This is a genomic window from Nocardioides sp. (assembly GCA_037045645.1).
Lineage (GTDB): Bacteria > Actinomycetota > Actinomycetes > Propionibacteriales > Nocardioidaceae > Nocardioides.
This window is the reverse complement of sequence record JBAOIH010000001.1, coordinates 70529-92111: the sequence shown is the minus strand read 5'-3', so window position 1 is coordinate 92111 and position 21583 is coordinate 70529. Positions and strand designations below refer to the sequence as shown.

General features: G+C 67.0%; 22 protein-coding genes and 4 pseudogenes. 13 read left to right on the top strand and 13 right to left on the bottom strand.

The genetic code is table 11. The features are described from left to right. The first annotated feature begins 20 nt into the window (after positions 1-20). The 8 genes and pseudogenes from V9G04_00500 to V9G04_00465 all read left to right on the top strand — a co-directional run bounded on the left by V9G04_00500 (position 21) and on the right by V9G04_00465 (position 7586). Positions 21-839: a class I SAM-dependent methyltransferase gene (locus V9G04_00500; GenBank protein MEI2711796.1), complete on the top strand. Its 819-nt coding sequence runs from the start codon at positions 21-23 to the stop codon at positions 837-839. A 4-nt stretch (positions 840-843) separates the two neighbouring features. After that, the gene (locus tag V9G04_00495) at positions 844-1953 is read left to right on the top strand and encodes a histidine kinase (GenBank protein MEI2711795.1); all 1110 of its coding nucleotides are present in this window, start codon (positions 844-846) and stop codon (positions 1951-1953) included. A 24-nt stretch (positions 1954-1977) separates the two neighbouring features. Then, positions 1978-2703, top strand: a complete 726-nt coding sequence (locus V9G04_00490; GenBank protein ID MEI2711794.1) for a LytTR family DNA-binding domain-containing protein — start codon at positions 1978-1980, stop codon at positions 2701-2703. Continuing rightward, the gene (locus tag V9G04_00485) at positions 2700-3083 is read left to right on the top strand and encodes a hypothetical protein (protein ID MEI2711793.1); all 384 of its coding nucleotides are present in this window, start codon (positions 2700-2702) and stop codon (positions 3081-3083) included. Before V9G04_00490 ends, V9G04_00485 begins: the two co-directional genes overlap by 4 nt. Continuing rightward, on the top strand, positions 3084-4601 hold the full coding sequence (locus V9G04_00480; protein MEI2711792.1) for a cation acetate symporter: 1518 nt from the start codon (positions 3084-3086) through the stop codon (positions 4599-4601). 155 nt (positions 4602-4756) lie between these two features. Next, positions 4757-5146, top strand: a complete 390-nt coding sequence (locus tag V9G04_00475) for a DUF485 domain-containing protein (protein MEI2711791.1) — start codon at positions 4757-4759, stop codon at positions 5144-5146. A gap of 11 nt (positions 5147-5157) precedes the next feature. Next, positions 5158-6865, top strand: a pseudogene (locus V9G04_00470) (cation acetate symporter). 124 nt (positions 6866-6989) lie between these two features. Further along, complete coding sequence (locus tag V9G04_00465) at positions 6990-7586, top strand: acetyl-coenzyme A synthetase N-terminal domain-containing protein (protein ID MEI2711790.1); 597 nt, start codon at positions 6990-6992, stop codon at positions 7584-7586. Here the strand turns inward: V9G04_00465 and V9G04_00460 are convergent. After that, positions 7556-7828, bottom strand: coding sequence for a hypothetical protein (locus V9G04_00460; protein ID MEI2711789.1), 273 nt, complete (start codon positions 7826-7828; stop codon positions 7556-7558). The genes V9G04_00465 and V9G04_00460 overlap by 31 nt on opposite strands. Between V9G04_00460 and V9G04_00455 the strand changes: the two are divergent. Together V9G04_00455 and V9G04_00450 are read left to right on the top strand one after the other, a co-directional pair. Then, a pseudogene (locus V9G04_00455) lies at positions 7821-8378 on the top strand (AMP-binding protein). The gene V9G04_00460 and the pseudogene V9G04_00455 overlap by 8 nt on opposite strands. A 289-nt stretch (positions 8379-8667) precedes the next feature. Beyond that, positions 8668-8799, top strand: a pseudogene (locus V9G04_00450) (hypothetical protein). Positions 8800-8984: 185 nt separating this feature from the next. Here V9G04_00450 and nhaA read toward each other — a convergent pair. Continuing rightward, positions 8985-10361, bottom strand: coding sequence for a Na+/H+ antiporter NhaA (gene nhaA, locus V9G04_00445; GenBank protein MEI2711788.1), 1377 nt, complete (start codon positions 10359-10361; stop codon positions 8985-8987). A gap of 196 nt (positions 10362-10557) precedes the next feature. Between nhaA and V9G04_00440 the strand changes: the two genes are divergently transcribed. Further along, positions 10558-10959 (top strand): phage holin family protein, encoded by a 402-nt coding sequence (locus tag V9G04_00440; GenBank protein MEI2711787.1) that lies wholly within the window; start codon positions 10558-10560, stop codon positions 10957-10959. A gap of 5 nt (positions 10960-10964) precedes the next feature. Here the strand turns inward: V9G04_00440 and V9G04_00435 are convergent, their stop codons facing one another. The 4 genes from V9G04_00435 to nth are packed head-to-tail and all read right to left on the bottom strand — an operon-like array spanning position 10965 to position 14026. Then, entirely contained in the window at positions 10965-12140 is a 1176-nt protein-coding gene (locus V9G04_00435) for a MarP family serine protease (GenBank protein ID MEI2711786.1), read from the bottom strand. Positions 12141-12147: 7 nt separating this feature from the next. Continuing rightward, positions 12148-12804 carry a CoA pyrophosphatase gene (locus V9G04_00430; protein ID MEI2711785.1) on the bottom strand — a complete coding sequence of 219 codons (657 nt, stop codon included), beginning with the start codon at positions 12802-12804 and terminating at the stop codon, positions 12148-12150. Continuing rightward, positions 12801-13310, bottom strand: a complete 510-nt coding sequence (locus V9G04_00425) for a TlpA disulfide reductase family protein (GenBank protein MEI2711784.1) — start codon at positions 13308-13310, stop codon at positions 12801-12803. Before V9G04_00425 ends, V9G04_00430 begins: the two co-directional genes overlap by 4 nt. Continuing rightward, positions 13307-14026: an endonuclease III gene (nth, locus tag V9G04_00420; GenBank protein MEI2711783.1), complete on the bottom strand. Its 720-nt coding sequence runs from the start codon at positions 14024-14026 to the stop codon at positions 13307-13309. The genes V9G04_00425 and nth overlap by 4 nt, the downstream gene beginning before the upstream one ends. A gap of 95 nt (positions 14027-14121) precedes the next feature. Here nth and V9G04_00415 point away from each other — a divergent pair, with 95 nt between their 5' ends. Then, positions 14122-14814, top strand: a complete 693-nt coding sequence (locus V9G04_00415; GenBank protein ID MEI2711782.1) for a Crp/Fnr family transcriptional regulator — start codon at positions 14122-14124, stop codon at positions 14812-14814. Between the two features lie 191 nt (positions 14815-15005). Next, positions 15006-15569: pseudogene (locus V9G04_00410) on the top strand (transposase). Positions 15570-15717: 148 nt separating this feature from the next. Here the strand turns inward: V9G04_00410 and V9G04_00405 are convergent. The 7 genes from V9G04_00405 to V9G04_00375 all read right to left on the bottom strand — a co-directional run bounded on the left by V9G04_00405 (position 15718) and on the right by V9G04_00375 (position 21581). Next, complete coding sequence (locus V9G04_00405; GenBank protein ID MEI2711781.1) at positions 15718-16125, bottom strand: hypothetical protein; 408 nt, start codon at positions 16123-16125, stop codon at positions 15718-15720. Between the two features lie 75 nt (positions 16126-16200). Continuing rightward, a complete protein-coding gene (locus V9G04_00400) occupies positions 16201-17364 on the bottom strand; it encodes a hypothetical protein (protein MEI2711780.1) in 1164 nt (387 codons plus the stop codon). Further along, positions 17300-17815 carry an RNA polymerase sigma factor gene (locus V9G04_00395; GenBank protein ID MEI2711779.1) on the bottom strand — a complete coding sequence of 172 codons (516 nt, stop codon included), beginning with the start codon at positions 17813-17815 and terminating at the stop codon, positions 17300-17302. The genes V9G04_00400 and V9G04_00395 overlap by 65 nt, the downstream gene beginning before the upstream one ends. A 251-nt stretch (positions 17816-18066) precedes the next feature. After that, entirely contained in the window at positions 18067-18375 is a 309-nt protein-coding gene (locus tag V9G04_00390; GenBank protein MEI2711778.1) for a hypothetical protein, read from the bottom strand. Positions 18376-18403: 28 nt separating this feature from the next. Then, positions 18404-19234, bottom strand: coding sequence for a hypothetical protein (locus V9G04_00385; GenBank protein ID MEI2711777.1), 831 nt, complete (start codon positions 19232-19234; stop codon positions 18404-18406). Positions 19235-19684: 450 nt separating this feature from the next. After that, positions 19685-21316, bottom strand: coding sequence for a PKD domain-containing protein (locus V9G04_00380; GenBank protein MEI2711776.1), 1632 nt, complete (start codon positions 21314-21316; stop codon positions 19685-19687). Continuing rightward, positions 21210-21581: a hypothetical protein gene (locus V9G04_00375; GenBank protein MEI2711775.1), complete on the bottom strand. Its 372-nt coding sequence runs from the start codon at positions 21579-21581 to the stop codon at positions 21210-21212. Before V9G04_00375 ends, V9G04_00380 begins: the two co-directional genes overlap by 107 nt. Between the last annotated feature and the right edge of the window lie 2 nt (positions 21582-21583).

The following is a 21583-nucleotide window of genomic DNA, read 5'->3' as shown; positions in this document are numbered from 1 at the left end:
GGCTGTGCGACGCTTGGCAGGTGAGCGAGACTCCTGACCTCGCCCGGAGTTTCGGCGCCGTCGCGAAGGCGTACGACCACGGGCGCCCCGACTACTCCCCCGATGCGGTGCGTTGGTTGGTCGGCGAGCATCCGACGACGGTGCTGGAGTTGGGCGCAGGGACGGGCAAACTCACCCGGACCCTGGTCGACCTGGGCCACGACGTGCACGCCACCGAACCCGACCCCGAGATGCTCGCGGTCTTGCGCACGAACCTGCCGGACGTACGCGCCTCTCGCGGCGGGGCCGAGGAGATCACCGCACCCGACAACAGCTATGACGTGGTGATCGCCGGTCAGGCCTTTCATTGGTTCGACCACCAGCGCGCCATCCCGGAGATCGCTCGCGTGCTCAAGAACGGCGGCCGCCTGGGCTTGCTGTGGAACTTCCGCGACGACCGGATCCCGTGGGTCAAGCGACTCGGGCGACTGATCGGCAACGCCGAGCACGACTTCGACCCGATCACCCCAGTGCAGGCGCCCTATGACCACCTGCACTGGTTCATGCCCGTGGAGACCCACGAGTTCAAGCACTGGCAGCACATCGACCCGGACGTGCTGCACGACCTGGTGCTCTCACGCTCCTACATCTCCACGCTGCCCGACGAGGAGCGCGAGGCCAAGCTCGCCGAGGTGCGCGACTTCTATGCCGACTTCGGTCGCGGCTATGACGGGATGCAACTGCCCTACGTCACCCGGTGTTACCGCGCCCAGGTGATCGATCGGCTGATGTCCACCTCGACGCAAGACCAGCCGATCACCGACGACGGCGATGACGGTCTGCTGATCGACTTCAGGTGACCGGGTGCGCTGGCTGCCACGACGCGCCCACCTCGGCACCGAAGCCGACCGCGCCACCTTTCGTACGCTGCACACCGCGAGCCTGGCCAGCCCGGCGTTGCGCGAGGGACTCACGCCGAGCAGCGCCGAACGTTCGCTGAAGCACCTGCGCTCCTTGCTGGGCACCCCGGCCGCGGCCCTCACCAAGGGGACCACGCTGCTGGCCTGGGACGGCGCGGGCGAGCACCACACCCCGCACGTCGCGCAGATCGCGAGCGTCGCGATCGAGAGCGGGACCACCCAGGTTGCACGCAGCCGCTGCGACCAGTCGAGCTGCGAGTTGCGCCATGCCATCGTGTCCCCGCTCTTCGTCGAAGACGCGTTGGTCGGCACGCTCCAGGTGCTCACCGCCTACCCCACCGCCGGACTGATCCGGGCGGCATCCGAGGTCGCCGGCTGGGTGTCGGGTCAACTCGAGCTCGCCGAGCTCGACGCCAATCGGACGTTGCTGATGGAGGCCGAGGTCCGCGCGCTGAGAGCTCAGATCAGCCCGCACTTCATCTACAACTCGCTCGGCGCGATCGCCAGTTTCGTCCGCACCGATCCCGACCGGGCGCGCGAACTGCTGCTGGAGTTCGCCGATTTCACCCGCTACTCGTTCCGCAAGCACGGCGAGTTCACCACGCTGGCCGAGGAGCTGCGCTCGATCGAGCGATACCTGCTGCTCGAGCAGGCGCGTTTCGGCGACCGGTTGCGAGTCACCTTGCGGATTGCGCCCGAGGTGCTGCCCATCACCGTCCCGTTCTTGTGCCTGCAACCCCTGGTGGAGAACGCGATCAAGCACGGCATGGAGGGTCGTACGGGCGGGGGCAGCATCGTGATCGAGGCCGCCGACCGTGACCGGGAATGTGTGATCACCGTCGAGGACGACGGCGACGGCGCCGATCCCACTGCGATCGAACTCATCCTCGCCGGCGAGTCCGACACCGACTCGATCGGTCTGGGAAACGTCGACGAGCGGCTGCGCAGAGCCTTCGGTGACGACTATGGTCTGGTGGTCGAAACCGCTCCGGGAGCGGGCACGAAGGTGATCGTGCGCGTCCCCAAATTCGCACCGGGAGTGACCCAATCATGAGGGAGCAGGCATGAGGGAGCAGGCATGACGCTGCGCGTGCTCGTGATCGACGACGAACGACCGGCTCTCGACGAGCTCGGCTTCCTGCTCGGTCGCGATCCGCGCGTGAGCACCGTGCGTACGACCGACTCCGCCACCGATGCGCTTCGCCTGCTCCAGGAGAGCGAGGTCGACGCGGTCTTCCTCGACATCTCGATGCCCGGTCTCAGCGGCCTCGAACTCGCCCAGGTGTTGTCGCGGTTCAAGAATCCCCCGCCGATCGTGTTCGTCACCGCCCACGAACAGCACGCGGTGGACGCGTTCGAACTCAACGCGGTCGACTACGTCCTCAAACCCGTGCGCGAAGAGCGCCTCGGCGAAGCCGTACGCCGGATCGTCGAGGGCAGCAGTCGCACGGCGCCACGCGCCGACGACCAGGTGGCGGTAGAGCTGGGCGGTCGGACCCGGCTGATCGCGCGCGCGGACATTCGCTTCGTCGAGGCGCAGGGCGACTACGCCCGGCTGCACACGGCCCAGGGCTCGCACCTGCTGCGCACCCCCCTCGCCACGTTGGAGCAGCAGTGGCGAGACGCGGGATTCGTACGCATCCATCGCTCGCTGTTGGTCGCGCTGCCGCACGTCAGCGAGGTGCGTACGGAAGGTGGCCGCTGCACGGTGATGGTCGGCGACCAGGAACTCGTGGTGAGCCGTCGACACACGCGCGAATTGCGCGACCTGCTCGTACGACGCCACAAGCCGGGGCAGGCGTGAACCAGGCCGACTCGGGGCGCCCCGCACGCGTGCGGGTCACCGCGCCGAGATCGAGCAACCGACGTCGTCAGCCACGCACGGCGGCGACCGAGATCGACGCCCAGACCGAGGTGGGCGCGATCTTCGTACGCTCTCTGCTGCGTGCCCAGTTGCGCGCGGCAGCGGCCACGTTGAGCCTCGTCGTGGTGTTGATCGGGCTGCTCCCGCTCGTCTTCCACCAAGCGCCCGGGCTCGCCGATCAGACCCTGCTCGGGATGCCCCTGCCGTGGGTGTTGTTGGCGTTCGGGATCTATCCGGTGCTCTTCTTGATCGGGCGCTGGCACGTCCGGCGCGCCGAACGCATCGAGGCGGCGTTCGCCGATGTCGTCGAGGGCTCCTAGGTGAACCACGCGTACGGTGCCGCCGCGGTGGTCGCGGTCGCCGTCGCCACCTTGGCGATCGGCTGGTGGGGGTTGCGCGTGGCCCGGACGACCTCGGACTTCTTCGTCGCCTCACGCGCGGTCCGCCCGGCGCTCAACGCGTCGGCGATCGGCGGCGAATACCTGTCCGCTGCCTCCTTCCTCGGAGTGGCGGGGCTGGTGCTGGCCTTCGGCGCCGAGATGCTCTGGTACCCCGTCGGCTGGACCGCGGGCTACCTCGTGCTGCTGGTGTTGGTCGCCGCCCCACTGCGCCGCAGCGGCGCCTACACGCTGCCCGACTTCGCCCAGGCGCGGCTGGAGTCTCGACGCGTACGCGGCCTCACCTCGATGCTGGTCGTGGCGATCGGGATGCTCTATCTGATCCCACAGTTCCAAGGCGCGGGTTTGACGCTGCGTCTGGCGACCGGGCTCGACCCGCGCGTCGGTGGCCTTGTGGTGGCGCTGGTCGTGTTGGGCAACGTACTCGCGGGCGGGATGCGCTCGGTGACGTTCGTCCAGGCCTTCCAGTTCTGGCTCAAGCTGACCGCGCTGCTCGTGCCCGCGATCGTGCTGCTCTCCGTGTGGTGGGGCGACGGCGGCGTCTCCCCTGCCAGCGCCGCGTTCGACCTCCCCGGCCAGGAGCCCCACTGGGGCGACCCGATGTCCACCGAGAGCCCGCACGCGCTCTACACGACGTACTCGATCATCGCGGCCACCTTCCTGGGCACGATGGGCCTGCCGCACGTGGTGGTGCGCTTCTACACCAATCCCGACGGCCGCGCGGCGAGGCGTACGACGCTGGTGGTGCTGGCTCTGATCGGCCTGTTCTATGTCCTCCCGCCGGTCTATGGGGCCCTGGGTCGCATCTATGCCGGGGATCTGGTCACGTCCGGGCGCAGCGACCTCGTCGTGCTCGAACTCCCCAGCCGCATGCTGGGGGCGACGGCCGCGGACCTGTTGTCGGCGCTGCTCGTCGCCGGGGCCTTCGCTGCCTTCCTGTCGACGTCGTCGGGGCTCACCGTGGCGATCGCGGGCGTGCTCAGCCAGGACCTCTTCGAGTCGCGGCTTCCGGGCGTGGCCGGCTTCCGCGCGGGCGCAGTGGTCGCGGTCGTCGCGCCCTATCTCCTGGCGATCGCGATCGCCGACGTAGGAGTGGCGACCGCGGTCGGGCTGGCCTTCGCGGTGGCGGCCTCCACCTTCTGCCCGCTGCTGGTGCTGGGCATCTGGTGGCACCGACTGACCGCGGCGGGCGCCCTCGCCGGTCTCGCGATGGGTGGTCTGACCTCGGGATTCGCGGTCGTACGCACGTTCTTCAGCGACGAGGGCGCTGGCTCGTGGGCCGACACTCTCCTGGCCCAGCCGGCGCTGTGGACCGTGCCACTGGCCTTCGTCACCATGATCGGCGTCTCCCTGCTCACCCCGGGCTCGCGCTCCCCTCGCGTGACCACCTTCATGGTCCGGCTGCACACTCCCGAGGCGATGCGCCTGGACCGCGGCTGAGGTCTGCGGCAGGAACCGTTCGTCGTACGAATTCCACCGCTGACCGATCCAGCCGGCGCCATTCGGCGCGCGAGCACGCCGAAGGTGTGCCGCCAGGGCCGGTGCATGCCCCAACGTGAGCGCGATCACACCCACCGACCGAGGCAGGAGTCGCCATGAGTGACCACCCGGATGAGCGGCCGGATCAGCGGCCGCAGGCTGCGCCCGGCGCGCACACCCACGCCCAACCGAACGACCCTCTCTATCGAGAGCTCAACCAATCGGCCGACTTCCAGGAGTTGCGCAAGCGCTATCGGGCGTTCGCGTTCCCGGTGACCATCGCGTTCCTGGTCTGGTACCTGCTCTATGTCCTGCTCTCGACCTACGCCAGCGACTTCATGGGCAAGCACCTCTTCGGCAACATCAACATCGGCCTGGTCCTCGGCCTCCTCCAGTTCGTCACCACCTTCGGCATCGCCTGGGTGTACGCACGCCACGCCGCCGCGAAGTTCGACCCCATCGCAGACAAGATCAACACCGAGTACGAGTCGAGGAGGCTCTCGTGAACCACGCCCTCATCTCGGTCCTCGTGACCGGCGCCAGCGACAGCAAGCAGACGCTGACCTCCCTGCTCTTCGGTGTCATCGTGATCGCGACGATCGCCGTCACCGTATGGGCCAGCCGCCAGACCTCGGGCGCGGCCGACTACTACGCCGGCGGTCGCTCGTTCTCCGGCTTCCAGAACGGCCTGGCGATCGGCGGCGACTACATGTCGGCCGCCTCGTTCCTCGGCATCTCCGGCGCCATCGCGCTCTCGGGCTACGACGGCTTCCTCTACTCCATCGGCTTCCTGGTCGCCTGGCTGGTCGCGCTGCTGCTGGTGGCCGAACTCCTGCGCAACTCGGGTCGCTACACGATGGCCGACCAGTTGGCCTACCGGATGCGGCAACGCCCCGTCCGTACGGCTGCCGCGACCTCCACTGTCGTCGTGTCGATCTTCTACCTGCTGGCCCAGATGGTGGGCGCAGGCGCTCTCGTCGCGCTGCTGCTCGGCGTCGAGAGCCAAGCGGTCAAGAACTTCACCATCGTCGGCGTGGGTCTGCTGATGATCTTCTACGTCACCGTCGGTGGCATGAAGGGCACCACCTGGGTGCAGATCATCAAGGCGGTCCTGCTGATGGTCGGCTCCGCGGTCATCGTGGTGATGGTGCTGGCGAAGTTCGGCTTCAACCTCTCCGACCTGCTGGGCACGGCAGCCGACAACTACAAGGCGAGCGCGGACGCGGCAGCAGAGGCTGCGGGCACCGCGAAGTCGGCATCTGCGGAGCAGTTCCTGGCCCCCGGACTGAAGTACGGCGTGTCGGAGACCTCCAAGATCGACTTCATCTCGCTGGGCCTCGCGCTGGTGCTGGGTACGGCCGGCCTGCCACACATCCTGATCCGCTTCTACACGGTTCCCACCTCGCGCGACGCGCGCAAGTCGGTGCTGTGGGCGATCGGCCTGATCGGCACGTTCTACCTCTTCACCCTGGTGCTCGGCTTCGGTGCGCGCGCCTTGGTGACCGGTGACGAATGGGCCAAGGTGGCCGAATCCAAGGGCAACCTCGCCTCCCCGTTGTTGGCGGAGGCCGTGGGCGGCGGCCCAGGTACGACCGGCGGCGCCATCCTGCTCGCGGTGATCGCGGCCATCGCGTTCGCGACGATCCTGGCCGTGGTCGCGGGTCTGACGCTGGCGTCTTCTACGTCGGTGGCACACGACCTCTACAACTCGGTCTTCAAGGACGGCCAGGCCACCGAGAAGCAGGAGATCAAGGTCGCCAAGATCACCGCCTTCATCATCGGTGGGGTCTCGATCCTGTTGGCCATCCCGGCCCAGAACCTCAACATCGCGTTCCTGGTCGCACTGGCCTTCGCGGTTGCGGCGAGCGGCCAACCTGCCGTCGATCCTCTACAACATGTTCTGGCGGCGCTTCAACACCCGCGGCGCGCTGTGGAGCATCTACGGCGGCCTGATCTCCTCGCTCGGCCTGGTGTTCTTCTCGCCGGTCATGTCGGGCAAGGGCCTGGACCCGGTGACGGGCAAGAACCTGTCGCTGCTGCCCACCAGCATCGACATCTCGTGGTTCCCCTTGGAGAACCCCGGCATCGTGTCGATCCCGCTCGGCTTCCTGCTGGGCTACCTCGGCACGATCACGTCGAAGGAGACCCAGGCCGTCCAGGAGTTCGACGAGCTCGAGGTTCGTGCGCTCACCGGCGCGGGCGCCGAAGGCGCGATCTCACACTGAAACCCACGTCCGCCGGGCCGGGTCCCTGCTCGGCCCGGCGGACGGCCCTATCCCTGAACAACCAGACCGTCCTAGTCTCGACCGGGACGACACCCTGAACCGTGAATCTTGAGGAGACTGCGACGTGAGCGAGCAAAACGCCGAGACGAATTCTGGAGCCTTGGCCAACCTGTCGACCGAGGACCGACGTTTCGAGCCCCCGGCCGAGCTCGCGGAACACGCCAACGTCAAGGAGGAGGCGTACGCCCGCGCGGACGCCGACCGCGAGGCCTATTGGGCGGCCGCAGCCGATCGCCTCGAATGGGCACAGAAGTGGGACCGGGTGCTCGACTGGGACAACCCTCCCTTCGCCAAGTGGTTCGTGGGCGGCACCCTCAACGCCTCGGTCAACTGCGTCGATCGCCACGTCGCCGCCGGTCGCGGCGACAAGGTCGCGCTGCACTGGATCGGCGAACCCACCGATGACGACGGCATCGCGATCGACTCGCGCGACATCACCTACTCCGAACTCAAGGACCTGGTCTCCCAGACCGCCAACGCGCTGACCTCCCTGGGACGTGGGCAAGGGCGACCGGGTGGCGATCTATATGCCGATGATCCCCGAGGTCGCGGTCGCGATGCTGGCCTGCGCTCGACTCGGCGTGATCGCACACGGTCGTCTTCGGTGGCTTCTCCGCCGACGCTTTGGCCTCACGCGTCGTCGACTGCCAGGCGCGCGTGATCATCACCGCCGACGGCGGCTACCGCCGCGGTGCGCCGTCCGCCCTCAAGCCCGCGGTCGACGAGGCCGTGACCAAGGTCGGCGACCTGGTCGAGAAGGTCGTGGTGGTCCGTCGCACCGGGCAAGACGTCGCCTGGGACGACTCTCGCGACGTCTGGTGGCACGACATCGTCGACACCGCCTCGACCGAGCACGAGCCGGAGCCGCACGACTCCGAGACACCCACTCTTCGTGATGTACACCTCCGGATCCACCGGCAAGCCCAAGGGCATCCTGCACACCACCGGTGGCTATCTGGTCGGCACCTCGTTCACCCACTGGTCGGTGTTCGACCTCAAGGACGACGACGTCTATTGGTGCACCGCCGACGTCGGCTGGATCACCGGGCACTCCTACATGGTCTATGGCCCGCTGGCCAACGGCACCACCCAGGTGATGTTCGAAGGCACCCCCGAGAAGGGGCGCTGGTGGCGGATCATCCAGGACTACAAGGTCTCGATCTTCTACACCGCACCGACCGCGATCCGGACCTTCATGAAGCAGGGCCGCGAGATTCCCGACGCGTACGACATGTCGTCGCTGCGGCTGCTGGGCTCGGTCGGCGAGCCGATCAACCCCGAGGCGTACGTCTGGTATCGCACGGTCATCGGCGGCGACCGCTGCCCGGTCGTCGACACCTGGTGGCAGACCGAGACCGGCCAGATCCTGATCAGCCCACTGCCCGGCGTCACCGCGGGCAAGCCGGGCTCGGCGATGAAGGCGCTGCCGGGCATCGTCACCGACGTCGTGGACGACGACGCCAACTCGGTGCCTGACGGCAACGGCGGCTATCTGGTGCTCCGTGAGCCCTGGCCCGCGATGCTGCGCACGCTGTGGGGCGACGACCAGCGCTTCATCGACACCTATTGGTCTCGTTGGCCCGGGCTCTACTTCGCCGGTGACGGCGCGAAGAAGGACGACGACGGCGACATCTGGCTGCTCGGTCGCGTCGACGACGTGATGAACGTGTCGGGTCACCGCCTGTCCACCACCGAGATCGAGTCGGCGCTCGTGTCGCCACGAGAAGGTCGCCGAGGCCGCCGTGGTCGGGGCCGCGGACGAGACGACGGGTCAGGCCGTGTGTGCCTTCGTGATCCTGCGAGAGTCCGCGGGCGACGGAGGACCCGACATCGTCGAGGAACTGCGCAAGCACGTGGCCCACGAGATCGGCCCGATCGCCAAACCGCGCCAGATCATGATCGTGCCCGAACTGCCCAAGACCCGCTCGGGCAAGATCATGCGCCGCCTGCTCAAAGACGTCGCGGAGAACCGTGAGGTGGGCGACGTGACGACGCTGGCCGACTCGACCGTGATGGACCTGATCAAGGCCAAGGAGTCGGGCGGCTCCTCCGAGTAGTCCTAGTCGCTCGGGGCCGGCTCATCGCGCTGATCGTGCGCGGTCGAGATCCGGCCCCGGGTGCCCAGCAGCAGCAGTACGACGCCGATCGCCGCGGCGATCAGGGACGCCAGCAGGATCGCGATCTTGGCCTCGTCGGTCAGCAGTGCCTGGCCGGGGAAACTGAGACCGGCGATGAACAGCGACACGGTGAAGCCGATGCCCGCGACTGCTCCCAGTCCGATCACCATCGACCAGTTGGCACCTGCCGGCAGCCGACCGAGGCCGAGTCGGACCGCGAGCCACGAGGCCAGCGCGATGCCGATCGGCTTGCCGACGACCAGCCCCAAGATGATGCCGAGGCCGACCTCGGAGGTGAACACCTTGTCGAGCGCGCCGAGTTCGACGCCCGCGTTGGCCAGCGCGAAGACGGGCAACACCAGGTAGGCCGAGACAGGGTGCAGCGTGCTCTGCAGTCGTTCCACCACCGGGACGGACTCGCGCAACAGGAAGCGCAACCGCGCCAACTCGTCCGGGTCGAGGCTGTGATCTTCGAGCGCGCGGACTGCGTACTGGCGCGCCACCTGCTCCTTCAGCAGGGGCTCGGCGGGCGTGAGCAGGCCGATGGCGACGCCCGCCAGGGTTGCGTGTACGCCCGACTCCAGCAACGCCAGCCACACGCCGACGCCGATGACCACGTAGAACCAGATCGTCCAGATCCGCAGTACGCGAGCCACCACCATCACCGCGAGCAGGGCGACCGCGACCGCGAGCCAGGTGAGGTTGAGGTCGGCGGTGTAGAAGAACGCGATCACCAGGATCGCCCCGATATCGTCGACGATCGCCAAGGTCAGCAGGAAGATCCGCGCCGCGGACGGGATCCGGCGACCGAGCAACCCGACCACGCCGACCGCGAAGGCGATGTCCGTGGCCATCGGGATGCCCCAACCGGCGCTGCTCTCGTGTCCGGCGTTGAGGGCCAGGTAGATGCCCGCCGGGACGAGCATGCCGCCGATCGCGGCCAGGATCGGCAGCGAAGCGGTCTTGGGGTCGCGCAGGTCGCCGTTGACGATCTCGTACTTGATCTCCAGCCCGACGACGAAGAAGAAGATCACCATCAATGCGTCGTTGACCCAATGCTGCAACGACTCGGTGAGTTGGAGGACGCCCAGGTCGAGCGAGATCTCGGCATGCCAGAAGTGGTCGTAGGCCTCCGACCACGGGCTGTTGGCCCAGATCAAGGCCAGGGCAGCCGCCAGCAGGAGCGGCACGGAGCCTGCCGCCTCGATCCGCAGGAACTCGCGTACGGGGCGCGCCACCAGACGTGCCAGCGGTCGGTCGCTGGAGATGAACCGCCTCCCCGACCGCCACAGGTCGTCGTCGCGGCGGGCGTCGGGCATGTCGGGCTGCATCGCGGACGGGCTCCCTCGGGGTTGGCGGCTGCACACCGCGCGGGGCGTACGATCCCACGCGAGCCGACCAGACTTCCCGGCACACCAGGAGGAGAGGTTATCGTGCTCCAGGCTGGCCCCGCGCATCGACGACCTGCGGCGCTAGTGTCACTCGACGAGCCAGCGCGAGGAAAGAGGATCAGACATGCGAACCGAGCCGGTCAAGGACGACGACCCGACCATCGGCCGACTCGTCCACAACATCAGTACCGACATGTCGGCGCTGATGCGCAAGGAGATCGCACTCGCCAAGTCGGAGATCCAGTTCAGCGTGAAGAACGCCGGTGCCGGAGCCGGGTTCTTCGCCGGCGCCGCGTTCATCGGGCTGCTCGCGATCATCATGTTGTCGGTGGCTTTCGCCTACCTGATCCACTGGAACGGTTCGGGGCTGTCGCTGCACTGGGCGTTCCTGATCGTCTTCGGGGTCTACACGCTGATCGCGGCCCTGCTTGCCTACCTCGGGTATCGCAAGGTGCTGAAGGTCAAGGCTCCCGAGCGCGCCATCGCGCAGGCCAAGAAGACCCAGGCGACCCTGATCCGCCGCTGACTTCGTCAGCTCACACAACGGCCGGTCGACACCTGGGCGCTGGACGTCACTCCCAGCGCGGCCGCTTCGGCCACCTGATCGGCGGTGAGCGCATAACCGGTCTGGCGATCGCTGACCGAGGCGGCGAAGACGACACCCACGACGTCGCCTGCCGAGTCCACGATCGGCCCGCCGGAGTTGCCGGGGCGGACGAGTCCGCGTACGGAGAACACCTCGCGGATCACCGATCCGGACCCGTAGATGTCGGGTGAGCGCAGGCGTTGTTGCGCCCGGATCCGGCCGCTGCGGACGTCGTACGGGCCGTCTTGTGGGAAGCCCAAGATGGCGATCGGGTCCTTGGCCTTGGCGCTGCGGTTGAAGGGCAGCGTGGGCAGGTTTGCGGTGTCGAGCGCGAGCACCGCCACGTCGAGCCGGGCGTCGTAGTGCACCACGCGCGCCGGCACCGACCGGTCTCCGATCAGCACCTCGGGTCGGCGTACGCCTGCCACGACGTGCGCGTTGGTCATCAGCCGGTTGCGCGCATAAAGGAAACCGGAGCCCTCGATGCCGCCCTGGCAAGCCCTGGTCGAGCGCACCTTGAGCACCGAAGGGGCCGCGTTGACGACATCGGGGTCGGTGAACATCCGCTTGGGGCCGGGGGCGACCTTCACGATGCGCTCAGGTGCGAAGGGCTCCAGATAGCGCGGGAAGAAGGTGTTGCCTACGACGTTGTCGAAGGCGCGCAACACCCGATTGGCGCCATTGGGCAATGCGGCGTCCACCTTGCCCAAGACAATCGATTCACGCACCTGCGGGGTGAGCGCGCCCAGACGCGAGCCGGAGACGGCGACACCCAACGCCCACGACACCAGGAGTACGGCCACCGCGCTGAGCGCGGCTCCCCCGACCGCATCGACGAACCTGACCGGCTGCCAGGCGATCCGATCGCGAAGGTGCGCCCCGACGTACTGCATCAGCGCCTGCCCCAACGAAGCGCACAAGATCACGATGAACAACGCGCCGAGGGATACCCAGACCGAGGACGCGGCGTTGCCGAGCGCCAACGGGGCCAGCCAGATGCCCAGGACGCCACCGATCAGCAGACCGGCCGTGGCCGAGGCGCCGGTGATGAAGCCCTGCCAGTAGCCCGACAGGGCATAGAGGCCGACCAGCACCAGCAGGCACCAGTCGAGGACGTTCATCGAGCCATCATCGCTGGAACATGTGATCCGGGAGCTCGCGCACGACCGTGTCGTCCCACGCCCGGGTCCAGCCGATGAAGTCGAACAGTCGCGCGATGATGCCGGCCGTGAAACCCCACAGGATCAGGTCCTTGTCGTCCCCGATCAAGAACGCAGGCGAGGTGTAGCCCGGCGCACGCGGATGGCGCACCGTGATCCGATGGGTGGGGTCGAGCAACTCATCGACCGGCGACAGATAGATCGCGTGCACCTCGGCGGGATCCACCACGCTGACGGGACTCGGCTCGCGCCACCAGCCGACGACCGGGGTGACGGCGAAGTTGGCGGGCGGCAGCCACAACTGGGGCAGGGCGCCCAGGATCTCGATGCCGTCGGTGCGGACCCCGGTCTCCTCCTCGGCCTCCCTGAGCGCAGCCTGCTGCGCCGTCTCGCCCTCGTCGATCGATCCCCCGGGGAAGGACACCTGCCCCGGATGTGAGCGCATGTCGTGGGCACGCTCGGTGAGCAGGACGTACGCCTCCTCGCGGGTCTCGCCGCCGAAGAGGAGCAGCACCGCGCCCGTACGCCCCTCGAAATCCTCGGGCGGCAAGAACCTGGTCAGGTCCGCGCCGGTGATCCGGTCGAGTCCGTCCTGGATCGGTCCGAGCCAGGCGGGGATGCTCATCCTTGGACCCCCAGGTGCTCCTCGACCATCTTTTCCAGGTCACCGATCTGGTCGACCACCACGAATTCGGTGTGTACCACCGTGCCGTCCTTGTCCACGAACGCCAAGAACGGCATCCGTGAGATCGGCGGGAACGGCGGGGTGGCGCTGACGTCGCCCTGAGGGTCGGTCAGCAGGTCGTAGGTGACCCCGGACTCCTCGACGAGATCCTTGGCCGCCTCGACCTGCGGGTCCTCGAAGTCGATGCCGAGCACGTCGACGCGCCCCTCGTACTTCTGGGAGAACTCCTCCAGCAGCGGCATCTCGTCGCGACACGGACCACACCAGGAGGCCCAGAGGTTGACGACGAGCGGGCCTTTGAGATCGCTGAGCGTGGTCTCGCCCGGGCCGTCGAAGTTCTTCAACGTGACTTCGGGCAGCGTGGTGACCTCGGGCTCGTCGGCGCCGTGGGTCGTGCACGCGGTGAGGGCGACGACCAGCACGGCGGCAAGGAACCCCTGCTTCATGCCCGGCCCTCCGTCTTCACCAGCTTCGCAGCGACCTCGGGGTCGGTGGGGCCTTCGCCGTACGCCGGGCACCACCGGGCCACCGGGCAGGCACCACAGGCGGGCTTCTGGGCGTGGCAGATCCGCCGACCGTGCCAGATCAGGTGGTGGCTGAGCATGGTCCAGTCGCGCCTGGGAAAGAGCGCGCCGACCGCGTGCTCGACCTTGACCGGATCGGTCTCCTCGGTCCAGGCAAACCTTCGGGCCAAGCGTCCGAAGTGCGTGTCGACCGTGATGCCCGGGACGCCGAACGCATTGCCCAACACCACGTTGGCCGTCTTGCGGCCGACGCCGGGCAGGGTGACCAGTTCCTTCAACTTGGGTGGGACCTGACCGTCGTACCTGTCCACCAGGGCAGCACTGAGCTTGAGCAGCGAGTCGGTCTTGGCGCGGAAGAAGCCGAGCGGTCCGACGATCTCCTCCAGGTGCTCGCGCGGCGCCGCGGCCATCGCCTCGGGAGTCGGATAGGCGGCGAAGAGCCTCGGGCGTACGGCATTCACGCGCTTGTCGGTGGTCTGCGCACTCAACACGGTGACGACGAGCAGCTGGAACGGATCGTCGAAGTCGAGCTCGCACCTGGCGTCGGGATAGGTGTCTGCGAGGACCCGATCGATCTTGCGAGCGCGCCGCACCAGCGAGGTGGACGGTCGTACGACGGGCGGGTTGAGACGAGACACAGCCGAAGCCTACGGGGAGCCGCTTGTGTGACTTGGGCCACCGCTGGCTATCATCGGCGCAGGTCGGTCCGACTCGCGGGCTGCCGTACGCCTGTATGAGTGAGGTTCCCGTGGACAACGATGCGCTGCGTCAGACGCCGCTGTTCAGTCACCTCGACGACGAAGCGGCCACGGCGCTGCGCGACTCGATGGTCGAGGCCAAGCTTTCCCGCGGCGAGGTGCTCTTCCACGAGGGCGACTCCGGCGACCGGCTCTATGTCGTCACCGAAGGCAAGGTGAAGCTCGGGCGTACGTCCGCCGACGGTCGCGAGAACCTGCTCGCCATCCTCGGCCCCGGCCAGATGTTCGGCGAGTTGTCCCTCTTCGACCCCGGCCCGCGCTCGGCGACGGTCACGGCGGTCACCGACACGACGTTCGCCTATCTCTCCCACGCCGACCTGCTGCGCTGGCTCGAGGGTCGCCCGATGGTGGCCCGCGGTCTGCTCTCCCAGATCGCGTCGCGACTGCGCAAGGCCAACGACGTCAACGCCGACCTCGTCTTCTCCGACGTGCCGGGCCGGGTCGCCAAGGCTCTGCTCGATCTGGCCGACCGCTTCGGGCGTACGGCCGACGACGGCGTCCACGTCCACCACGACCTCACCCAAGAAGAGCTCGCCCAGTTGGTGGGTGCCTCTCGCGAGACGGTGAACAAGGCCCTGGCCGACTTCGCCTCCCGCGGCTGGCTGCGCCTGGAGCCCCGTTCGGTGATCCTGATGGACGTCGAGCGCCTCCAGCGCCGCGCCCGCTAGTCGTTGACCTGGCCCCCGCGGGGTGTTGACCCGGGCATCGTGGTCAGACGGCACGTCGGTAATAACGTCGGGTCGGCTGCGACCGCTCGCGTAGTTCACGATCGAGTTAGGCGCTGTTGCAGACGATGATCAACGCCTGCTGTCCGCGGACGCCGACGCCGTCGTCGGCGCCGAATACGGCCGCCCCACCCCGGCTCGTGACTTCATACGCCCACGCCGGCCTGGTCGAGGCAGTGGCAGCGAACCCGCCCGGTGCCTCGTGGCAGCGGTGCCGCACCCATTACGCAGCGAACCTGATGGCCGCGACCCCGAAGACGATGTGGCCCGCGGTCAAGGCGATGCTGCACTCGGTCTACGACCAGCCCGACGCCACCGCCGTGCACGCGCAGTTCGACCGGCTCCTGGACTACGTCGTCGAGAAGCTGCCCGAGGTCCACGACCACCTGGACAGTGCGCGCGCCGACATCCTCGCGTTCACCAGTTTCCCCAAGGACGTATGGACCCAGATCTGGTCCAACAACCCCGCCGAACGCCTCAACCGCGAAATCCGGCGACGCACCGACGCCGTCGGCATCTTCCCCACCCGCGACGCCATCATCCGCCTCGTCGGCGCAGTCCTGGCCGAGCAGACCGACGAATGGGCCGAAGGCCGCCGCTACCTCGGACTCGAAGTCCTCACCCGCTGCCGAGTCGACGTCGTCCCCACCACCGAACCCGAGATCGGAGCTGATGACCTACCAGCCCTGACTGCCTGACCCATCACGAAGGAGAACGCAGCGCTACACCACTACCCGGGACTTGACCCGACGCTCTCCGTCTGCCAGGCCACCACAGTGGCCCGGTTCACCGCGCGTTCCTCGACGACAGAAGCTTCCAAGAACGCGACACCTTTTCCCAGCACCTCTAAGGCGTCGTCCGTCCTTGGCCCAGTGCCTGCTCGGTCTTGTCCAGCTCCGTGCGCAACTTCGCGTTCTCCCGCTCGAGCTCCGCGATCCGGGCCTGCTCGGGTGAGCGTGTCGTCTTCGAGCCCTTGGGCCGGCCCCGCTTCGGCGGAGCGTCCAGCGTCCCCGCGGCGATCGCGGCCCGCCACTCAGTGATGTGGGAGTCGTACAACCGCTCACGGCACAACATCGCGCCCTTCTGGCCATGCAGGGTCGCGTCGTAGGCCGCAACCAGCCGCCGCTTGTCCTCAGCGCTGAACGACCGCCGGACCGGCCGACCCGCACGGGGACCCACCGCCCCCTCAGCCGCCACGCCGTCCCCGGGCAGACCCTCTCGCCCGACACTGTTGGAGGAATCGAGATCGGCCATGCTGAGCGCCCGCTCGGAGAAGTTCGCTGAGTACCTGGCTGACGCTATCCGCCCGTTGGGCTGAGCCCCGTCGGGTCAGTCTGTGGTCAAGTCGGCTGAGGGAAGTTGATCTTCGGTGACCCATTCGTGCTCGAGCACAGTGTTGAACTCAATCACGGCAGGGACCTCGACGTTGAGTTCGTCGTTGTGTTCGACTAAGACCGTCTCATCGCCGGAAAAAAAGCCCGTGGCGGCATCAAACAGAACGAGTCGCTGCTGGAGGCGATCCGGGCTGGCGAGGATGAACACCTCACTCATCCGTCCGTTGCGCCCTTCCGCCGAACCTGCGTAAGCAATGTCCGGCGAATTCACGAGTGCCCTCAGGAGTGCGGCTTGCAACTCAGGGATGGGAACTGAGGTCAGACCAAGTGTTTGGATCGCATTGACGAGGCATGTGCCCTCGATGCCAGCGCACTCGCCATCGGTGCCAAGTAGCACCCTGCGAAGTTCTGCCGGGTCTAGCGGGAGGGCAGCAGGATCGCCTAAGGGGTCGCCAGCGCTGGCAGGGATGACCTCATCACTGGCGTTGCCTGACTGACTCCCGGCACCAACGTTCCCGGCGTCGTCCAAAGGTTCACCGACGGTGGTGATGACCCGCATGTCGCCATCGCTGAAGCGATAGTTGTTGGTCACTACTGGGGTCACACGACTGTCGGGGCCAGTTGAAGTCTTGTTGGTGTTGAGCCACCATGCGGCCGTTCGCACCCGCTGGACATCGCCTGTCACCGGGGTGAGGGCTTGACCTTCGGCAATGCGCGCCAGGCGCCGGAGTTCTTCATCAGGAGAACTGCCGGAGAGAGGGTAGGTAGGGCGACCAATGTTCTCGACCTTGAGCACCGGTGGTGTTGCGGCATGTACCGGTTGCTCGGTGATTGGCCAAACCGAGATGCCAACTCCAAGCACGATTGCCACTAGGGCGACCGCAGCGACAGCTATCAGGGGGCGGTGACGGGCGGAGTTGGTCTCCCGCCCGGTGGCCTCATTCGCTGCCCGGAGAACTGCTGTGACTCGGCTCGACATTCGAGACTCAAACGCCGTCTGTTCTTCGGCGGAGAGGTCAAGGCTCTGCGGTTGGATGCCGAACTCCTGATTCAAGAGCGCCGACAGCTCCTGTTCAACGCGCTCGTACTCGCCATCATGCTGTGACATCATCCACCTCGTTTCCTTCGGCGAGTCTTTGGGATAGGCGTTCTCGGGCACGGGCCAATCGCATTGAGGCGGCCTTTGCGGTAATGCCGAGAATCTCTGCTATCTCTGCCGTGCGGAAGCCTGCAATCATCAGGTTCACAGCCTGGCGGTCGTTGAAGTCCAACTGTGCAATCGCCGCCGCCAAGTCCAACGGGACGACCGCTTCGTATGTCGGATCGACTCCGGGGGTGACTCGGAGCATCCCCTGTTCGAGCACCTTGGCCTGCCTGCGGGCCTTCTTCTCCGCATTGGAGATGTGTCGTGCCGCGATCTTGTACGTCAGGGACCTCAGTTGCAGCAACTCGGACTCGTCCTTGGGGGGACTGACCTGCTTCTGTAGCAATGTCACCAGCGTGTCGCTGGCTAGGTCTTCGGCCAATTCTGCCTTGAACCTAGCTCGAATGAACCTGTGAACCTTGGGGAGCATGTCGACGAGGAAGTCTGCCCAGAAGGCATCCACCATCCGACACCTCCTTCTCCGTGTGCATCCGACACAGCGCGTTGAAGGAGGCGCCAGTCTCGTCAGCATCCCCCGGATGCTAGATACACCTTGGAGGCCGCTTGGTAGGCCGCACTCAGGGATGCGTTCTTCCCTCCAGCAGCGTAACAAGTCGAGGATGAGCCAGAGACGAATCTTCGTCTTGGGCGTGTCTGAGAAGTGCGGGTGGGTGGCACCGCTGTTGTTGGCGCCACCCACCTTCACAGTCGCAGGAATCAGTCGGTCTGGTCGACGGCACTACTGCCGCTTCCCGTGCCAGGATCGCCAGCGATCTGGTTGACGACCACGAGTGCGCCATAGACGAGTGCAGCGGCCACGACTCCTGCGGAGGCAGCTGCGAGCTTTGATGGGAGCCCCTGCCGTTTCCAGTAGACGGCGAGTACTCCTAGTGCAAGCAATGCGAGCAGCGCGCCGAGCGGAGGCATGAAGACTCCTGCCAGCATGGCGACGACGAACCCACCCACCGCTGCAATACCCCCTTGCCAAGCATCAGAACTTGGGGTGTTGCGCTGAACGATCTGCATGTCCATCTCCTTGTGTCCGTTCAGGCTCTCACGGAGTGGTGACGATGCGTTCGTAGTGCAGCAGAGAAGTGCAACCGCCGGACTTGTCAACCGTGTAGGACCAGGCCCAGCCGCCACTGGGGCGACCCTCGAACCGCGTCTTGGAGTGATCCGTGCGAGTGTCGATGGTCGCGCAGAACGTGCCGTTGCGGTACTTGCCCTTGGTGTTGGTGTAGGCGCGGGAGCAGTTTCGGTCGTTGTCCCAAGAAGCGTAGGTGCGGCTCCAGCCACTCGGTGAGTACCAGCCCCAGTTTGCCGTGTGGCTGGAGCTGTTGACGCACGAACTCGTGCCTGACCAGTTGACGCGCGCGGTGGTGGAAGTGACGTCGATCTGGACCGGGTCCTCGACGTTGACCTTCAGGATGCCGATGTACGTCGTCGCCCGAGGAGCGATACCGCCGTCAACGAACGATCCGGTGGCTTCGCTGGCTTCGTCCAACTCGTCGCGGTACTCATCCGGCACGTTCTCGGAGGTGTAGGTCGCGCTCGCGACCTTCAGCTCGCAGGTCTTCGGGTCATAGGAGACGTCCCGCGTAACGGTGACCGTTGGTCCGTTCTGCCCGGCCTCACCCTCTGCCTGTTCGCTGAAGGTGCACCCGCCGTCCCGCGTCTGCTGCCCAGCCTGAGTCGCGAATGACGCACCAGGAAGCTGCGCCTCGTCAAACCCGTACTGAACCACCCCGGCACTGTCGACACTGACAGCGCCGGTGCGAGTCTCGTCACCGCCGGTGGCGGCCAGGGCTGATGCAGACAAGCCTCCTACCGCCATTACTAGCGTCGCGCAAACGGCAATGCCGACGCGACCCACGTATTTGTTCATGGTGCCGGTCCTCTCTGACCGCGGTTCGATGCAGGCTCGAAGTGGCCTACATTGGGGGTACTGTCACGTCCAGCGAGGAATCCACAGGGTCGGGCGCTTCCCCTCCTCGATCAACCGGTAGTTGTCAATTCCGGCTTCCCCGTCTCACAGGAGTCTGTCGGATAGGGCCTCTCCGCGGCGCACCCGCACGGCGTACTGTCTCCCGGCTGATCCCAGCCTCCCGCGCGAGTTTCAGAGTGAAGGGTGAGTCGGCGATCGGTCCGAGCATCTGTGTCATGGCGCCTAGGTTTGTACGCGCTGCTCGATTCCGCTCGGTCCATAAACTCTGCTGTGGAAAACCGCGTTTCCCGCCTCGGCTGTGGAGACAAAGTGGCGTTCTCCGGCTCAACACCCCGCGTTCTCCGGCTCAACACCCCGCGGGGGCCAGCTCAACACCCCGCGGGGGCCTGGTCAACGCAGGACGGTGAGGCGCTGCTTCTTCGCCGCGCTGCGGCCGTCTGCGTTCTTGGCCCGGGCCACGATCACGTAGCGACCGGGCTTCAACACCCGCTTGCCAGCTTTCGCCTTCAGCCAGAACCGCGACTTGCCACGATCGAGCCGCTTCGTGAAAGCCCCGACCTTGCGCGCCTTGCCCGACTTGCGCACCCGCTTCACCACGAAGCGGACCTCGGCCTTCTGCGAAAGCTTCACGATTACCCGCGTACGTTTCGCCCGAGCCGACTTCGAACCCACCCGCGCGATCTTGTGCCGCTTGACCTTGAACTTGCGCAGTTGCGGTGCCGTCGAGCCACCCACGGTGCCACCGGAGACGACCACGTTGCGCAGTTGCGTCGAGACCTCGCCAGAGGCGTCGGTCGCACGCACGATCACGGAGTAGGTTCCCGCAGCGGCGTACGAATGCTCCGCAGACGCACCAGTCGTGACCGTGCCATCACCGAAGTCCCATGAGACCGCCACCCCCGGCAGCCAGGAGGTCGCCGAGGCTCGGAAGGCTCCCGCTTTGCCGACGGTCAACGTCGCCGGCACACCGATATCACTCAGCGCAGGCGCGGCAGCGGAGTAGTCGGCCACCCGCAGGTCGTGGCTCGACGCGTCCACCCACGCGATTGAGGCGCGCCCACTGCTGGCCGTTGCCACCGCCTGGCGGCGCGACTCTCCATTGAGGGTTTGCGCCGCACTCCAAGCACCGCTTGCGTCTCGGGTCCGCACTCCAGTCGTGCCGTCATCACGGGAGGTCCACCCCGCGGTCAACGAGCCATCGGGCCCGGCGGCGATGGTCACGGGCTCCTGTCCCTTCGCGAGGGTCACCGGAGCAGCCCAAGCGGCACCGGGGCGTCGGCTCGTCGTACGGATCTCTCTTTGCGCAAAGTCTCTCCAGACCACGCTGATCTCACCTGTCGCGGCCACCGTGGCTGCCGGATCTGCCGCATCGGTGGCGAGTTGGATCGGTGCACTCCACGACCCGGTAGCGGTCTTGGTCCGGACGAACACGGCCCACGGTGCCGTGTTGCCTCGCCAGACCACCACCATCTCTCCGCTCGCTCCGACACTGAGGTTGCTGCGGAGGAGATCGCTGGTCGAGGTGGCCAACGCCGCCGAAGGAGCCGACCAAGAGCCCGTCGACATGTTGCGCGAGGAGGCGAACAGCGAGCACGTGCCTCCCGACGAGGAGCCGCAAGTGCCTTCACGCCACACGATCGTCGCACGCCCGGCATCGTCGATCCCGGCGCTGGAGTCGCGGACATTCCAGACGCTGGTGCTGGAGTTCTGGCGCACCCACCACACGCCGGTCCATGCGTCCAACGACGCGACCCGATAGCGAGCCCAGATGCCCTCGTTGTTCTCCCAAGAGATCACCATGTCGCCGCGACCGTTCGCAGCTAGGTCCATCTCGGACGCGTCCTTGCCCACCGCCGACATACGCTGCGTGGAGAGCGCGCCTGCCGCACTCCGAGTCGTCAAGAAGACGGCCCGGTCAAAGCCGCCGCCCGACTTCGCCACCAAGGTCTCCCAGCCGATGGCCACCTGACCCTCGGGCAGCAGGACCGCATCCGCGAGGGTGGACCAATCCCCCGTCGCCACGATCTGCGGTGCACCCCATGAGCCTCCGGCAGGGCGGGTGCTCGATCAACGCCCGCCACACGAACTCTGAGGGCCGGTCCTGCCAGACCGCGAAACTCGTGCCCGCCTCGTTGACCAGCACGATCGGATTGTCGGCCATCGTGCCCAGCGTGACCGCAGGGTTGGTCCACCCGGCCTGCGACGGTGTCGTGGTCAGTCCCGTGCCCACCAGCAACATGCCCACGGCCCCGACCAACGCCGCGCGCCACGTACGTGTCCTGCTCATCG

What these genes read in the sequence shown, in the direction of transcription:
- V9G04_00425 (MEI2711784.1), bottom strand. Translation starts at nt 13,310, where the DNA reads ATGAAGCAGGGGTTCCTTGCCGCCGTGCTGGTCGTCGCCCTCACCGCG.
- V9G04_00475 (MEI2711791.1), top strand. Translation starts at nt 4,757, where the DNA reads ATGAGTGACCACCCGGATGAGCGGCCGGATCAGCGGCCGCAGGCTGCG.
- V9G04_00395 (MEI2711779.1), bottom strand. Translation starts at nt 17,815, where the DNA reads ATGGTGGATGCCTTCTGGGCAGACTTCCTCGTCGACATGCTCCCCAAG.
- V9G04_00385 (MEI2711777.1), bottom strand. Translation starts at nt 19,234, where the DNA reads ATGAACAAATACGTGGGTCGCGTCGGCATTGCCGTTTGCGCGACGCTA.
- nhaA (MEI2711788.1), bottom strand. Translation starts at nt 10,361, where the DNA reads ATGCCCGACGCCCGCCGCGACGACGACCTGTGGCGGTCGGGGAGGCGG.
- V9G04_00390 (MEI2711778.1), bottom strand. Translation starts at nt 18,375, where the DNA reads ATGCAGATCGTTCAGCGCAACACCCCAAGTTCTGATGCTTGGCAAGGG.
- V9G04_00415 (MEI2711782.1), top strand. Translation starts at nt 14,122, where the DNA reads ATGAGTGAGGTTCCCGTGGACAACGATGCGCTGCGTCAGACGCCGCTG.
- V9G04_00375 (MEI2711775.1), bottom strand. Translation starts at nt 21,581, where the DNA reads ATGAGCAGGACACGTACGTGGCGCGCGGCGTTGGTCGGGGCCGTGGGC.
- V9G04_00405 (MEI2711781.1), bottom strand. Translation starts at nt 16,125, where the DNA reads ATGGCCGATCTCGATTCCTCCAACAGTGTCGGGCGAGAGGGTCTGCCC.
- V9G04_00440 (MEI2711787.1), top strand. Translation starts at nt 10,558, where the DNA reads ATGCGAACCGAGCCGGTCAAGGACGACGACCCGACCATCGGCCGACTC.
- V9G04_00490 (MEI2711794.1), top strand. Translation starts at nt 1,978, where the DNA reads ATGACGCTGCGCGTGCTCGTGATCGACGACGAACGACCGGCTCTCGAC.
- V9G04_00430 (MEI2711785.1), bottom strand. Translation starts at nt 12,804, where the DNA reads ATGAGCATCCCCGCCTGGCTCGGACCGATCCAGGACGGACTCGACCGG.
- V9G04_00435 (MEI2711786.1), bottom strand. Translation starts at nt 12,140, where the DNA reads ATGAACGTCCTCGACTGGTGCCTGCTGGTGCTGGTCGGCCTCTATGCC.